Origin of the sequence: Leucobacter sp. NPDC058333 (genome assembly GCF_042726155.1) — a bacterium.
Lineage (GTDB): Bacteria > Actinomycetota > Actinomycetes > Actinomycetales > Microbacteriaceae > Leucobacter.
In genome coordinates, this window is the sequence record NZ_JBHXHV010000003.1 from 348,390 (window position 1) to 362,010 (window position 13,621).

At 60.2% G+C, this 13,621-nt stretch carries 14 protein-coding genes; all 14 read left to right on the forward strand.

Annotated elements, in window-relative coordinates:
• Window positions 1-62: 62 nt before the first annotated feature.
• The 14 genes from ACFWHR_RS12130 to ACFWHR_RS12195 all read left to right on the forward strand — a co-directional run bounded on the left by ACFWHR_RS12130 (window position 63) and on the right by ACFWHR_RS12195 (window position 13,618).
• Window positions 63-614: a hypothetical protein gene (locus tag ACFWHR_RS12130; RefSeq protein ID WP_382448553.1), complete on the forward strand. Its 552-nt coding sequence runs from the start codon at window positions 63-65 to the stop codon at window positions 612-614.
• Between the two features lie 67 nt (window positions 615-681).
• The gene (locus ACFWHR_RS12135) at window positions 682-1,119 is read left to right on the forward strand and encodes a hypothetical protein (RefSeq protein WP_382448554.1); all 438 of its coding nucleotides are present in this window, start codon (window positions 682-684) and stop codon (window positions 1,117-1,119) included.
• Window positions 1,119-2,021: a hypothetical protein gene (locus ACFWHR_RS12140; RefSeq protein ID WP_382448555.1), complete on the forward strand. Its 903-nt coding sequence runs from the start codon at window positions 1,119-1,121 to the stop codon at window positions 2,019-2,021. Before ACFWHR_RS12135 ends, ACFWHR_RS12140 begins: the two co-directional genes overlap by 1 nt.
• Before the next feature lie 218 nt (window positions 2,022-2,239).
• Window positions 2,240-2,656, forward strand: a complete 417-nt coding sequence (locus tag ACFWHR_RS12145; RefSeq protein ID WP_382448556.1) for a M23 family metallopeptidase — start codon at window positions 2,240-2,242, stop codon at window positions 2,654-2,656.
• 115 nt (window positions 2,657-2,771) lie between these two features.
• Window positions 2,772-3,038 carry a hypothetical protein gene (locus ACFWHR_RS12150; protein ID WP_382448557.1) on the forward strand — a complete coding sequence of 89 codons (267 nt, stop codon included), beginning with the start codon at window positions 2,772-2,774 and terminating at the stop codon, window positions 3,036-3,038.
• Window positions 3,039-4,319 (forward strand): hypothetical protein, encoded by a 1,281-nt coding sequence (locus ACFWHR_RS12155; protein ID WP_382448558.1) that lies wholly within the window; start codon window positions 3,039-3,041, stop codon window positions 4,317-4,319.
• Window positions 4,316-5,806 (forward strand): SCO6880 family protein, encoded by a 1,491-nt coding sequence (locus ACFWHR_RS12160; RefSeq protein WP_382448559.1) that lies wholly within the window; start codon window positions 4,316-4,318, stop codon window positions 5,804-5,806. The genes ACFWHR_RS12155 and ACFWHR_RS12160 overlap by 4 nt, the downstream gene beginning before the upstream one ends.
• 15 nt (window positions 5,807-5,821) lie before the next feature.
• Window positions 5,822-7,294: a hypothetical protein gene (locus tag ACFWHR_RS12165; protein WP_382448560.1), complete on the forward strand. Its 1,473-nt coding sequence runs from the start codon at window positions 5,822-5,824 to the stop codon at window positions 7,292-7,294.
• Window positions 7,291-7,779: a hypothetical protein gene (locus ACFWHR_RS12170; RefSeq protein ID WP_382448561.1), complete on the forward strand. Its 489-nt coding sequence runs from the start codon at window positions 7,291-7,293 to the stop codon at window positions 7,777-7,779. The genes ACFWHR_RS12165 and ACFWHR_RS12170 overlap by 4 nt, the downstream gene beginning before the upstream one ends.
• Window positions 7,779-9,584, forward strand: coding sequence for a type IV secretory system conjugative DNA transfer family protein (locus ACFWHR_RS12175; RefSeq protein WP_382448562.1), 1,806 nt, complete (start codon window positions 7,779-7,781; stop codon window positions 9,582-9,584). The genes ACFWHR_RS12170 and ACFWHR_RS12175 overlap by 1 nt, the downstream gene beginning before the upstream one ends.
• Before the next feature lie 493 nt (window positions 9,585-10,077).
• A complete protein-coding gene (locus tag ACFWHR_RS12180; RefSeq protein ID WP_382448563.1) occupies window positions 10,078-11,166 on the forward strand; it encodes a single-stranded DNA-binding protein in 1,089 nt (362 codons plus the stop codon).
• A gap of 110 nt (window positions 11,167-11,276) precedes the next feature.
• The gene (locus ACFWHR_RS12185; RefSeq protein WP_382448564.1) at window positions 11,277-11,693 is read left to right on the forward strand and encodes a hypothetical protein; all 417 of its coding nucleotides are present in this window, start codon (window positions 11,277-11,279) and stop codon (window positions 11,691-11,693) included.
• Between the two features lie 213 nt (window positions 11,694-11,906).
• On the forward strand, window positions 11,907-12,524 hold the full coding sequence (locus ACFWHR_RS12190) for a hypothetical protein (protein WP_382448565.1): 618 nt from the start codon (window positions 11,907-11,909) through the stop codon (window positions 12,522-12,524).
• A 47-nt stretch (window positions 12,525-12,571) separates the two neighbouring features.
• Window positions 12,572-13,618 (forward strand): hypothetical protein, encoded by a 1,047-nt coding sequence (locus ACFWHR_RS12195; protein WP_382448566.1) that lies wholly within the window; start codon window positions 12,572-12,574, stop codon window positions 13,616-13,618.
• Window positions 13,619-13,621: the final 3 nt, after the last annotated feature.

Sequence of the window (13,621 nt, forward strand, 5' to 3'; positions counted from 1 at the left end):
GAGCACCCTGTGGGTGCTCTCCCCGCGCAGCGGCGTGTGCGCAGCTCACGTGTTCTGGGGGTATGAACCGTTACGCACTTTCCCGATCCCGCGTTGACCGTGCTCTGCTTCGCAGGAAGGAGGCCGCAGCACATCGCGCAGCATCGGATCAGGCGGTCGTCGATCACGTCGCAGCCGTTCGGGTCTTCGAAATTGCGCGAAAGAAGGTCGCTCGTTTCGAGGGAGTCCGCGTCTCACTGACGGACGATGATCGACTGTCGTTCGAGGTGCAGGAATCAGTCTGGCAGTGGTGGGCGTTTGGAATGGTTCTGTTGGGCTGGGGCGCATTCGTGGCCTTGTTCAAGCCTGAGTTGTACCCGCTGGGCACTGCTGGCGTTGTTTTCGGCTGCTTGCTGCTTGGGATCGCAACGACTTCCCGGCCGCGTCGACTCCGCGCACTCGTTGCGGCAGACGATACTGCGGCCTCCTGGCTGCACAGCGTGCCCCGCGGTGAGGGACCGGCAGCGGTTCGCCGTCGCATCAAAGGAGACCTTTCCCGAGTTCCAGGTGCGACGCTGACAGACCTGCCGTCTGTGTGGGATCGGATTGTGAAGCGGGTGCGTCGTGGTGCGTGAGCGCGGGGAGCGTCCTGATTCGCCAGTAACACCGACTGATCGAGTTCCGCCGGCGGTGCCGCCGCCTATGTACGCAGCTCCAATTAACTGGTGGCGGCTTGACGCGGAAGAACGCGTCGAGACTATGACGGTACTCACCGAGTGGGTGCCGGAGCTCGTTCGTCGGTATGGACTCCAAGACGCGATCATTCCGCCATGTTGGTTCCGCCATGAGGCCATGATTCAGGAGCTGCTAGCGCTGTTCCAGTACCGCAACCAGCTACAGTTCCTGCCGGCTGCACCTCCTGGTGCGCCCCTCGATTTCCACTACCAATTGCAGCTCGTGATGCAAAGAATGCGGTCGTGGACGGGCATGACGGGCTGTAACGGGGGCGAGCACGAACCAACCAGAGTGCAGTCGTGGGCGGACCCCCAGATGGTAAACGGCGCGAAGTGGGCGACAGCTATTGGCGACTATCTCCTCGAGCAAGAGCAGGTCTGGAAGAGCGAAGAAGGGACGGAGTAATGCGGATGATCAAGAAATGGTGGAGGGCTCTCCCACGTGGCCGGCGCAATGTTTCCATTGTGATGATGGTGCTCTTTGCACTGGTACTCATCGCTGCAATCTTTGGATGGATTCGATCGCTTACTGCTGAAGCTCAGGTTGCAACGAGTGCGTCATCTAGCGAGGAAAGGCCGGCCGAGGAGTCTGGAGAAAGCAAAAACCCTGACAAGAAAGTGAAGGTGAAGCAAGACGGCTACGAATTTGACGTGGATGAAAACGGTATGGCTGTGATGCCAGTCACCACGGACCCACGAGAGGCCGCTGCAGGCGCGGCCGCGGTGGCATTTACCGCGGACTTCTCGAAGCTAGACAGGCAAGAATACGTCGACGCAGCTATCGCGAGAATGACGCATCCGTCCGAGAAGTACGTAGGCCCAGAAGGTGAGATTCACACGCTGGTGGAGGCGCGACCGTTCGAAGAAATTCAGCGTCACTATCTCCCGCCGGACCACGTGCTCAAGCTCCAGGCCGATTCATGGTCTCTGCGCGATAACCCGGAGAACTACTCATGGTGGACCCTGCTGAACGGCACCACCTACGAGAACTTCGCCTTACTGCCGGACCACTTCTGGCTCGCACACCCGCAGACAGTCGTAGGTGAGGAAGAAATCGCCAAGATCGACCCGTCGCTAGTCCCCTCCTTCCCAGCCGGCACAGACATGGAACCCGACACAGCGGGTGCGAGTCTCACTCATTGGTGGGTGCTCTCTGACGTCGACAACTCCAAAATGGGCACGGCGGCAGCGACCACCATGCACCCCGCATATTTTGCGATCTGGTGCGACGCTCCCAAGGATGGGGGGCTCTGCGGGGTCGCGTACACACTCGAAGCTCAGTTCCCAGAAATATGGCCGCGCCAGTAGCGGCAAAACTCCTCGCCACTCAGGCGACCCGGCGCAAGGTCCTCCAAATGGGGGGCCTCGCCGGGTTTGGCCTGTTTGGCGTCGCTCTGTTCGGTGGCGCGGGCGTTGCAGCTCTGGGATCAACGATCACCGGCGAGGAGCCCCCGGGCCCCACAGTTGGTCCGCCGTCCGGCGATGATGGGCCAGTTGGGGCAAACGGGTGGGCGTGGCCCTCACACATGCGCGGCATTTCGCAAGGCTTTCACGATGGCTTCAGCATCGACCTCGTGTCAGCCACGGGAGGCGCGCTCTATGCACCATATGACGGCATTGTGCTCACCGCAGGTGGAGACGGTGGCGGGCTGCCCGGGGTCTGCGCGGCCAACCCCTCCTGGTGGCATGGGGAAAACTCCACCGTCATCATTCAGCACAACTACCAAGGCCTCACCCTGTACAGCTCGCACAACCATATTGAGCTGGGCTCTCCCGCATCGGTGGGTATCACGGTTGGGGCGGCGGTGCGCGTGGGGCAGACGGTCGCACGGTCGGGCATGAGTGGTTGCACGAGCGGCCCACACACACATTTCACGTTGGCCACGACAGCAAGAAACTACAACCCGGACGTGAATCCGTACCCCTACATCGGCAATCCGTAATTGACGAATGCGAAGCGGGGCTGGCCTTCTGGGCTGGCCCCGCTTCGTCGTTATAGCTGCGCTCGCTTGTCCTTCGTGCAGTGACAAAACAACATCTGTCGAAAGGAACATACTCATGCCGGATCTCAACCCGGATTTCAGTGCCCCTGGTGCGTCCGCACTCATTCAGATCGTCTCGTGGATTCTGGGGCTTGGCTTGATCGCGAGCGCAGGCGCACTGATCGCTTGCTTTATTACGCTCGGATTCAAGGGCTTTGGAAATCAGAATGCGCAGCAACTTGCCTCAAAATCCGTCCTTTGGTGCGCGCTGGCTGTTGCCTGCCTCGGTGGCATTTCGGGCATCTTCCAGTTCCTCGTCGGTTTCGATCTAGGAATTCAGTAAGTGCTTGCCCGGGCGGAAGACGAGCTCGTTGACTTCGAGTGCGGGGTAGCGGACCTGCTTTGTGGCTCGATGGAAGATGCAGGGAACTGGGTTGCTGATGCGATCAAATGGCTTGCAGACACCGCTCTGGGCTCGCAAAGCTTCCGTCCGGGCGACGCACTCTGGAACACCGCGCAAGCAGAGACTGGACGGTGGTTGGGCATGGCCATTTTGGTTATGGCGATCACTTTCATCGTGGGACTTGCGGGCGGCGCGGTACTCCAGCGTCCAGATCTCATCAAACGCACAGTCTTGGCCACTGCCGCGTCTCTCCCGGCGTTCTACTTCTCGTATTTCATCGTCGGCCAGGGCCTCCTGGTGATTGATGAATTTAGTGGCGGACTACTCGACCGTCTCACGGGCAAAGGCGGGTTCGCGACGATGATCGAGACACTGTTCTCGGGTCAAGCGAACTGGGGCGCTCACACCGTTGGCACTATCGTCGGCGCTCCTCCAGTTGCGCAGATGATGCTGGTCCTCGGAGTCATGGCGTGCGGGTTGTTTTTCATCATGTTCGCTATGGCGTTCCGGGATTTCGTGTTGATGATCCTGGTCGCGTTCGCACCTCTCGCATTCGTTTTACTCCCCGCGAAAGGGACCAGTGATGACTGGATGAAACGTTGGATGAGTGCTGTCACCGCGATGGCGCTCGCAAAGCCACTCATTCTCGGAACGCTGGTCCTCGTTATGGCTGGGTTTGGGAAAGTCGAAACGATCTGGTCGGGCGCGGGCCTGTCACTTGCAATTGGTGTGTTCATTACCGCGTTCATGCCGATTCTCGCGTACAGCTTTTTCCAGTGGATGGGCGGTGGCGGCGGCGGCGACCACGTTGGAGAGCGTGCAGGCGGAGAGGCGAAGCAGAAAACACAAAAGGTGGTATCTGCCGTTGGCCGTCGTCTCCCGAACGGCAAGGGCGGCGGGGGCGGCCGCGGTTCGGGATCGACACCACCGAAAAACAGCACGAAGACAGGCAGTTCGTCTACCAGCTCCTCGACAGGCGCCGGAACGAAACAGGGCGGCACAGGGAAGCCCCCGGTCAAAGATGCTCGCCCCGGGCAGGGGCCAGCTGCGGCAGGAACGTTCGGCGGCGATGCGGGGTCCCCTTCACCGAAACCTGCCGGGTCTCCACCACCAAAGATGCAGCGGAGCGGTAGCAGTGGCCCCGTCCAGGTGCCCGAGCCACCCAAGACAGCTGAGGGACGCCCACCTGCGCCTCGCCCATCGAAGGGGAAGCAGCAGTGAGCGGCACCGTAAAGTTTGCCCGTCTGCCCTCCCAGGGGCTTGTGAACGGCATCGACGGGCCGGGATTTACCGCGATGGGCATCGCCGTAATTGTCGGGGCAGTCGCCGTTATTGGCGATGGCCTCATCGGACTCCTCAGCGCGCTCCCGGTGTACGCACCCCTCGCCGCACTCGGCCTGTTACGCCGGCACGGCCAATCACTAGTGACGCACCTGATGCGTGAAGTTGGAGGAATCATGCGCAAATCTGTCGGCGCAACGAAATACCGTGCACGGCCCGAGAAAAAGAAGATCACACCGACGTCGTCGCTGGATCTTCCTGGACGAGAGGGACGCATTCATCTCTACGAGACAGATAGCGGTGCAGTGGTGGTGTGGGATGCCCGGCAGGGCACCGCAACGGTGTGCTGTGTGCTCGCGACGAATGGGCTCGGGATGCCACAAGCCGGAGCCCCGTCGACGTTGTCTGAGGAGGACCGTGAGGGACTGATCTTCGAATGGTCGAAGGTGCTGGGATCGTTCACGCAGAAAGAGCATGTAACGCGAGTCACTGTTCTTGAGCAGGCACGTCCCGGGACGGTTGCGGCAGAACGCCGGTACTTCGAAGAACGATCTATGGGCCTGGTTGGGGGTGTTGCAGAGTCGTATCAAGAGGCTCTCGATCTTGCTGATCAGGCGGTAACGAAACACACGTCAGTACTCGCGCTCACCTTCAAGCTTTCAGGTGAAGCGAAGGCGCTCGTGAAGGGTGAGAAAAGCGAAAAGGCGGGGATGCTCAAGCTTGCTGAGTTGGAGATCTCCACGACATCTGACGCGCTCTACAATGCCGGTTTCACGCGTTTCGTGTGGATGAACGCTCGGGAGTGGGGAGCCTGGGGACGGTCACTGGTCGACCCGGCGTCTCAGCAGGGCGTGGATTCTCGAATCGGCACCGTTTGGGAAGGGATCGACCCGCTGTCGGCTGCCCCAATGCTGATCGACGAGCATCGGAATGTCGTGGAGACGGATTCTGGTTGGCACCGTACGTACTGGATTCAGGAGTGGCCCCGGTACGAGACGTTCCCCGGGTTCATGTCACGGCTGGTCTTCGCTAAACAGCAATCTGGGCGGCCAGTACGGCAGACGTTCATGCTGGTGGGCCAACCAGTTCAAATCGGTGACGCCATGAAAAAGATCGAGGAACAAAAACGTACCTGGATCACGAACGCGGGAATTCGGGCGAAGTCAGGCAAACCGACTACTGCGGCAGACAACGCCGACTGGCACGCGCTGGAAGAGCAGGAAGCTGACCTGGTCGCAGGGCAGGGCGAGCTGCGGTTTTCGGCCTATCTCACGGTGACAGCAACGTCCCCTGAAACGCTTGAACAGGAAGCCGCATCCATTCGGAACGCGTGCTCGGCGACCGGGTTAGAGCCGCGAACGATGCCTTGGCAGCAGGCCGAAGCGTTGATGAATGTGGCGTATCCGTGCGGTTTGGGAATGAAGTAATAGGGGGCATGGCGGATGGTAAAGAAACTCCTCACGATTGAGGGCGCAGGTCTCGACCGGCGCCAACGCAGAGCACTGCAGAAGATGTATGCGAGTGCCGTGCGTGATGACGAGGTAGCTGACGACGAGAAGGTCGAGAAGCTCCCAATACAGAGCCCCTTGCAGTTTCAAGGTGGGTTTTGGACGATTCCGATTAGTCGTCCGTGGCACCGGGCAACGGGGCATCAGCTGGCTGCAGCAAACACGTTCGCTGCAGCGGATGTGCACGATGTCGCAGGTCCGATCATCGGGGTCGATATGAATAGCGGCAAGCCGTTTACGTTCGATCCGTGGGAGCTCTACCGCCGTGGGCTCGCATCTGCGCCGAACATCCTTATCCAAGGCTCACTGCGACAAGGAAAGTCGTTCTCAATTAAGCGGCTGGTGACGTTGCTCGTCGAATTCGGACGGTTTGCTATCAACACGTCAGATTCGAAAGGAGAACACGGAGCAGTTGCCGAAGCTCTCGGCGGGAATGTGTTCAAGATGGGCGTTTTCGGGAGCGAGATTCGCCTCAATGCGCTTGAAGCCCCGGAACGGCAGCACGACGAGCTCCTCGTCAACTACGAGGCGCGAGTCCGGGCGAGCCGTATCTCGGTGCTGCAGCAGATTGCAGGTCTCCTCACTCCTGGCGAGCGGCCTCTCATCGCACGTGAGATGACAATACTCGAATGGGCTCTTGAGGAAGTCGTTGCTGAGTCGGGAAACCGACCCACGCTGCGGGCCGTGTGGGAGAAGATCTCCTCCCGTGAGCTACTGACGGCGCAGGATGGATATTTCGACCGGCGAGATGCTGATGATCTTCGCGATGGGCTGCGGCGACTCGTGCATGGGGATCTGGGAGGGATGTTCGATACGGATTCGTCGATTGAGCTGAATCCTGATTCGCCATACACGGTGATTGACACGTTCGCAATCGGACAGCGTGGCGAGCAGGCGCTTTCCGTCACCCAGGCCGTGACGAACGCTTGGGTGCTCAACACGATCTCAAACAAGAATGCAGGCCGCCAGTACCTTCTCATTCGCGAAGAAGGATGGGCGGACATGCGTACCAAGGCCGCCCTCGAAGCTCACCGGAAGCAGCTCAAGCTCTCAGGTGAGTACGGCGTAGCCATGATTCTCATCGTTCACGAGGGTGGAGATTTTGACGCCGTTGGAGCGGAAGGTTCTCAAGAACGAGAACTCGCCAAGACGCTGCTTCGCGGATACGCAAATCGCATCTCGTTCTGGCAGAACGAAGAGACCTTGGATGATGCGATTGAACGAAAGATGTTCACCCGCGCGGAGGCTGCAGCAATCGGAACCCTATCTCGGGGTCAGTTCCTCGTGAAGATGAAATCAGGATCGTACGCGGTCGACGGGAACCCGACGTCGACCGAGTGGGAGAAGGAACTATTCGATACCGATCGGCAGATGCGCGATCGCAAGATGAAGGCGGTTGCCGCATGAGCGGAGTAAGAGAGCTCTATCGAGAGTTTCGGCAGGGACTCGATACCACTCCTGGACCCGAAGACCCCACGTTCTTCGAGCTGTGGAGCCTGTACATGGACATCACTGACAACGTGAGTGCGCGCCTCACCGAACCTCAGATGGGCAGTGAGTTTGATGCAGCGGAACGCGTGCAGGTATTTCTCGCATGGTCAGAGCATGTGGGGAAGATATGCCGAGAGATGCCGCTGCGCGTCCCCTCCCCCGCGTTACGTGCAGTGAAAGCCGCCGGTCGCTATCTCGACCGAACGCCGCTGGTCGACGAGCTGGCGGAGTTTCTGCGGCTCGGCTCCCCGATGGTGAACGACCTGAGCGAGTACGCGGTTGAAGGGCTTGGTAGACATGCACGGCCGGTAGTAGACGAGCTGTCGTTCGTGTCTCGGGCAGGCACGCTCATGTACGAATCTGTTTCCCGCACGATTCCTGGAATGGAGGTGAGACTCTGATGCAACCAAACTGGAAGTGGTCGTCACTCCCCTGGCAAGTAGCCGCAGCTATCGTTCTGATTAGTGCGGTCGCGATCGTGGTGTTTCCGCAGCTCGCAGTAATTGGAATCACCAATCCGTCTGCGTTTAACGGAGCTGACAAAATGTCGATCGGTGAACTGATTGGGCTATGGGGTCAATCCGATCCGACGATCGTCACTCACGCCAACGTCCCTGGTTTCGTGCATTGGGGCCTGATCTTGATATTTATGGGATTGAGCCTGGGTGTGATCATTCTCTGGGCCGTGGCTCGGGCGCGGCAGAAGAAAGATCCGCAGCACAAACCCGGTCTAGCTCCGTTGAAGGATGTCAACCGTGAGCTGAGCACGAAACAGCTCGTGAAGGTCCGTGGACCGAACCTTCGGCCCATGATCGACAGCAACCATTTGCGCCCGTCCGATTGCGGGTATCGGATCGGCTCGTTCTGGGGTATCGACCTTTGGCTCAGAGTAGAGGACCCCACCATCATCATCGGTCCGTCACGTTCCGGTAAGGGTTGGTACCTCATCCTGAACTGGATCCTTTCGGCACCAGGCGCGCTCATCACCACGTCGTCAAAGATGGACAACGCTCAAATCACCATGCTTGAACGCGAGCGAAGTGGATCGAAATGTTGGATCTTTGCGCCTGGAATTGATGGAGGCGAGGATCTCGGTCACGTGCTCCGTTGGGATCCGGTCGACGGATGCGTCGAGGAGCGAACTCTTGTGCGTCGCGTGCGTTCGCTCATCCCGTCAGATTCGTTCTCAGGCTCCACTTCAAACGGTGGTCACTGGGACACGCTTGGGCAACAGCTCGCGGCTCACCTGTTTCATGGTGCAGCGTGTGGAGATTATGAACGTCCTGTCGACAAGATCTGGGATTGGGTCTCGTCGCCGCAAAGGGCATTGGAGGCGGTGCACGCGATCCGCGAACACGAGCACGGCTTGTTAGAGCATGCCCGCCATTTGGAGTCCGTAATCAATATGCCCCCGGAGCAACGCGCTGCGCAATGGGGGGTGCTCCCAACCGTTCTGGCATTCCTTGAATCGCGATCGGCGAGAGATTGGTTCTCGCCCGCCAAGGGTGAAGAGTTTGATCCGGTGTCGTTCGTACTTGAGAAACAGACGGTATACATGGTCGGCGATAAGCAAGCCTCGGGCGGATACACGCGCATTATTGATGGCCTGTTCGCTGAGCTTGACTACGTCACCAAAGGCATTGCTGATGCCTCCCCGGGAAGTCGCGTCGACCCACCAGTGAGTTACATTCTCGACGAGCTGGGAAACTTCGAGTACCAGGGTTTGTACGAGATCATCACCGCCGGCGGCGGTCGTGGTCGCGTCGTCGTTGCAGTGTTCCAATCAAAGGAGCAGCTGGCACAGTGGGGCCCGGAGAATGCGAAAACCATGTGGGACGCCGCCGTGGCAAAGATCATCCTGCCCGGTGGGAGTGACGAGGATGAGCTGCGAAAGCTCTCGGCCCTGATTGGCGAGTTGTGGGTCAAGCGAGAATCACACACCTGGGGTGACGGAACTCCTTCCATCCAAGTCAGCGAAGAAAAACGCTCAGTACTGGAACCCAACGAGATCCGCGAAATGATGGGCGGGTATGGACTGCTGTTCTACCGCAACCTCAAGCCCGTCATCGCGAAACTGACACCATTTGACAAGAACGACGCCTACGGTCGCTGCAGCAAGGACAAAACGACGATGGCAGCCCAAATGAGAGTTGCGTCACCGTTCGCAGCTCGGTTAAGCGCCACGTCGGGTACAGATCGTGCGTGAACTGAAGCTGGGTGCGATCCGGTCGAACGGCCGACAACGTTGGCGGGAGTACTACGCCAAGTACATAACTTCCCCTCGCTGGTTCGCCAGACGGGAAGAATGGGCAATCGAGGAAGCCGCTCGGATTGCCCCCGAGCCCATAATGTGCCGGGGCGAGTGCGGATCAAAGTGGCGGATTAGCCGCGATGACCTGCACCACTGCGACTACGCACGGTTCGGCAACGAAGCCCACGAGGATCTGTGGCCGATGTGCCGGGAGTGCCATAGCCTCCTGCATGAGCTAATCGAATCTTCTCGTACTTGGCGAAAGCTCCCGAAACGGCAAGCTAACTTCCAGGCGATCGCGATTTTAGTGAACCCAGTAGTTGGTTCGACTACGAGATCTCTCAAGGACTACCTCTGAAACGGGCCGCGCACCAGGTGGTGCGCGGCCCGTTCTTTCGTGGTGCAAGCGGACGAAGGCGTCGTCCGCCCAGATCGAAAGGTAGCAATCATGGCTGAAATGGTGCGAGTCAACATCGGGGGCAAAGAGCCGAGATATCTCCCCGCGACAGACAACAAGAAGCAGGTGATGTACATCGACGTTGTTGAGAACCGGCGTAGGTACGATCAAGACCAGCAGCAGTGGGTTGACTTGGACCCCGTCTGGTACGAGGCAAGCTTCCGGGGCAACGACGCCGATCTCATCCGCGACAAGTTCGAGCGGGGCGACTCCATCATCATTTTCGGTGACAAGGAAAAGCGCGTTAGAGAGGCGGCTGACGGCCAAACGTACCCGTCGACACACTTCTACGTCGATTCGTTTGGCATCGACCCTCGCTTGTCGACGTTCACGCTCGATCGTTCTCGCCGGCAGAACCGGGCGCAGGAAGCAACCCAGTCGGTCGCGCAGGAAGCAACCCAGTTGGCTTCACCAACGGCCCCAGATTCGGAGGTCGACCCAGCATTTGACGCTGAGGCCAGTGCAGAGTTTGCGTTGCGGGTCAAGCAGGTGCTCGAAGCCGGGCACATCACCCCTGAAACGGCCGACGCCGCAATGCAGGCATGGGAAGTCGTTCTGAAAGGCGGTCCGGACCGTACTTTCCCTACGCCAGTCAGTGATGCGTTGAAGCGAGGTGGCGCGACTCTGTCTGCGCTTGTGTACGTTACGAGCGTCGCCGAACAATATGCCGGAGATGGGGAGCGACTCAGTTGGGCAGAGACCGAAACGTGGGTTGACAAAAAGGCACGTTCGGAGGCCCGGGCTACGGTCGCGAGCCGGTTGCATGACGTCGTTAGCAAGCGTTACGTTGACGGCGCAGTGGCCGACCAGGTCATCGCTGTCTGGGACGACCCGTCAGTGTCGGCGTCGGGGCTTGGGCAGGCGACGGGGAACGCGCTGCGTGCCGGTGGCGCGAACGAAGCGGTCGTGGCGTACGTGTCGAGCGTCGCGGACGAATATGCCGGTAGCGGGCACGCGAAGAGCTGGAACGAAGCTGCGGCGGCCGCGGGCCCCGCACAGCCAGTGGACACTAATTGGGCTCTGGTCAACGAGGCACGGCGCGACGTCGCCGCAAGCGCGTCTGTGACACCAGGAATCTGAACACACGGGTCGAGTGAAGCGGGGTTGGCATGGTTCGCTAGCCCCGCTTTCGCGTGTGCGCAGCAGGGCGCTTCTTGAGGTACCAGTTACTGATCGAAAGGAAGAAGCGCATGGCAACAGTGTCAAGTTTTTCGGTGAAAGAAGTGGGCACTCCATCACCGTCTCCGGAAGTCATCGTGTTCGCCGAACTTGAGCATCTCGAGTTCTGGAAACGTATTGATGAGCTACGTGCCGTGGGTCGCGTCAGCCCCGAGGGTGAGTCCCAGCTTCATGACATGGCAAGAGATTCGACGGACTTACGCGAATTCGGTGCGCGCCTTCACTACGGTGCCCCACATCTTATGGGTCCTGTTGAGCAGAGGTACGTGACGTCAGCGCTCGAAACACCCGAGGGGCGGCGGCCGGAGTCCTGGGAGGAGTCCACCGCGCACGTCCGCGCCTTTGGCTCGGATCAGTACCAGAGCGTTACCGCGGTGCATCAGCAGGAACGTGACCGCCAGTTGGAGGCGACTCGCGCGTATTCCTGACCTGCACTCCTGAGCGGGGGTCGTGCCTTTTGGCACGGCCCCCGCTTTTCGTTGCGGGACTGCGCAGGCCCGCGCTTCAAAGGGCATGGAACGTAGAAACGTCGAGGGTGGGGGCCAGAATGGCACGTAGGAAGCAGCGGGTACCGGATACCCAGATAGCGTTCGACCTGTGGGGCGAATTCGAGACAGCAGAAGCGACGGAAGGAACAGCACATGCACGATCAGGAGAGCCTCGCGAAACTGCAGCAGTCGTGGCCGGAGACGACGGACTATTTGCGTCGGGTTGGTCAGATCAACAACGATCTGATGGCGCTGCGGGAGATGGCGCAGCGGGACACGTACGAGTCGTCTCTGACGTGGCTGGATCGTCTCGCGGTCGGCGTGGCGGATCTGACGAGTCGGCCGAACGCGGCAGTAGTGATGCGGTTCCTGTTCGCACGTCAGATCGTGATTCGCACCGCGACGGAGGTTCCGGAGTACCTGGAGCTTCGGGAGGCATTCGACCAGGAACAGACGGAGGAGTACGGGGAGGAGTCGTCCGCCAGGGAGCACCTGCTGGAGAGCCCAACGCTGACGTTTTGGGCGTCACTGGATCAGGCGATGTGGGAGCTTCCCGAGCTGCAGGAATCGTTGATGGGCTGGGCGCTGGAGACGGCGACCCGTCACGACTACACGGGGCCGGCGTTGACGTTGACGCAGGCGATAATCCTGCTCAACGTGTGCCTGTTCCTGGAGCAGGAACCGGAGCAGTCTCCCGGGTGGGCGGTGGAGTGTCTGCGGTCCGCACTCTCCAGCGACTTCTTCGAGAAGGCCGCGAACCCTCAGCCGTAGAGCTTGACGAGCTGAGCCGCTTCCCCGGTTGGGGTGCGACGCCGGAATTGTTCGATCCGACGTCGACGAAGTACTCGGCGGATCGGGACGCGCTGCAGGAACTGTGGGGCGACACGGAGTGGGCTGCTGCGCGCCGCACGGTGCTGAACGCCCACTACACGCACACTGAGTACGTCTCAGCGATGTGGAACGCGGCCGACCGTCTCGGTGTGCCGTCGGACGCTCACGTGCTGGAGCCAGGCTGCGGGACGGGCAATTTCATTGCGCAAGCCCGCCCGGGCCAGCAAGTTACGGGCGTTGAGCTCGACCCGACCACGGCCGACGTCGCGCGCTTGTTGCATCCGGCGGCAAACATCAGGAACGAATCGTTTGGCGACACGTTCCTTGACCATGATGGGTACGACCTGGCGATCGGCAACGTCCCGTTCGCGCAGACACGGCTCTACGATCCGGCCTATAACGAGGCTCGACTGAGTCTCCACAATCACTTCATCGTGAAGTCGCTGCGGCAGACGAAACCGGGCGGCATCGTCATGGTGATGTCGTCGCGGTGGACGATGGACGCCAAGAGCGAGCGATCGCGGCGAGAGATCGCGAAGCATGGGGAGCTGCTCGGGGCAGTCCGAATGCCTCGCGGCGCGCATGGTGAGATTGCCGGCACCGACGCGACCATTGACGTGCTCGTCCTGCGCCGACATTTGGGCGAACCTCCTGCGACTGACCCGGCGTGGTTGCAGACGGTCGACGTCGACGGTAGCGCGGGCGCGGCCGCGATCAATTCGTACTTCGAGGATCACCTGGCGCTCGTCTCCACGATCCGCGATCGAGTGGAAGCTACGGACGTTGACTCTGCGAGGCAGACTATTGCGCTCGAGTGGCTGAAGCGCTGGAACCAGGACCAGTCGGATTACCAAGCACCTGAGCTGCCCGCTGTTCCGGCAACCTGGCCGAATCATCCCGCCGTCGTTATCGCCCAGCAGGATCGTGCTGCCTTAGCTCCCCCGCACAGGAATCCCTGGGACGGAACGTGGCCCCACGCTCAGGGTGGGCAGGAGCCTGGCGGTCCTGCCCACGGGCCCAGCATCGGCTTCTAGCGT

Bases quoted from the DNA above. Each gene is read 5' to 3' on its own strand.
- ACFWHR_RS12130 (WP_382448553.1), top strand. From the start codon at position 63: ATGAACCGTTACGCACTTTCCCGATCCCGCGTTGACCGTGCTCTGCTT.
- ACFWHR_RS12135 (WP_382448554.1), top strand. From the start codon at position 682: ATGTACGCAGCTCCAATTAACTGGTGGCGGCTTGACGCGGAAGAACGC.
- ACFWHR_RS12140 (WP_382448555.1), top strand. From the start codon at position 1,119: ATGCGGATGATCAAGAAATGGTGGAGGGCTCTCCCACGTGGCCGGCGC.
- ACFWHR_RS12145 (WP_382448556.1), top strand. From the start codon at position 2,240: ATGCGCGGCATTTCGCAAGGCTTTCACGATGGCTTCAGCATCGACCTC.
- ACFWHR_RS12150 (WP_382448557.1), top strand. From the start codon at position 2,772: ATGCCGGATCTCAACCCGGATTTCAGTGCCCCTGGTGCGTCCGCACTC.
- ACFWHR_RS12165 (WP_382448560.1), top strand. From the start codon at position 5,822: ATGGTAAAGAAACTCCTCACGATTGAGGGCGCAGGTCTCGACCGGCGC.
- ACFWHR_RS12170 (WP_382448561.1), top strand. From the start codon at position 7,291: ATGAGCGGAGTAAGAGAGCTCTATCGAGAGTTTCGGCAGGGACTCGAT.
- ACFWHR_RS12175 (WP_382448562.1), top strand. From the start codon at position 7,779: ATGCAACCAAACTGGAAGTGGTCGTCACTCCCCTGGCAAGTAGCCGCA.
- ACFWHR_RS12180 (WP_382448563.1), top strand. From the start codon at position 10,078: ATGGCTGAAATGGTGCGAGTCAACATCGGGGGCAAAGAGCCGAGATAT.
- ACFWHR_RS12185 (WP_382448564.1), top strand. From the start codon at position 11,277: ATGGCAACAGTGTCAAGTTTTTCGGTGAAAGAAGTGGGCACTCCATCA.
- ACFWHR_RS12190 (WP_382448565.1), top strand. From the start codon at position 11,907: ATGCACGATCAGGAGAGCCTCGCGAAACTGCAGCAGTCGTGGCCGGAG.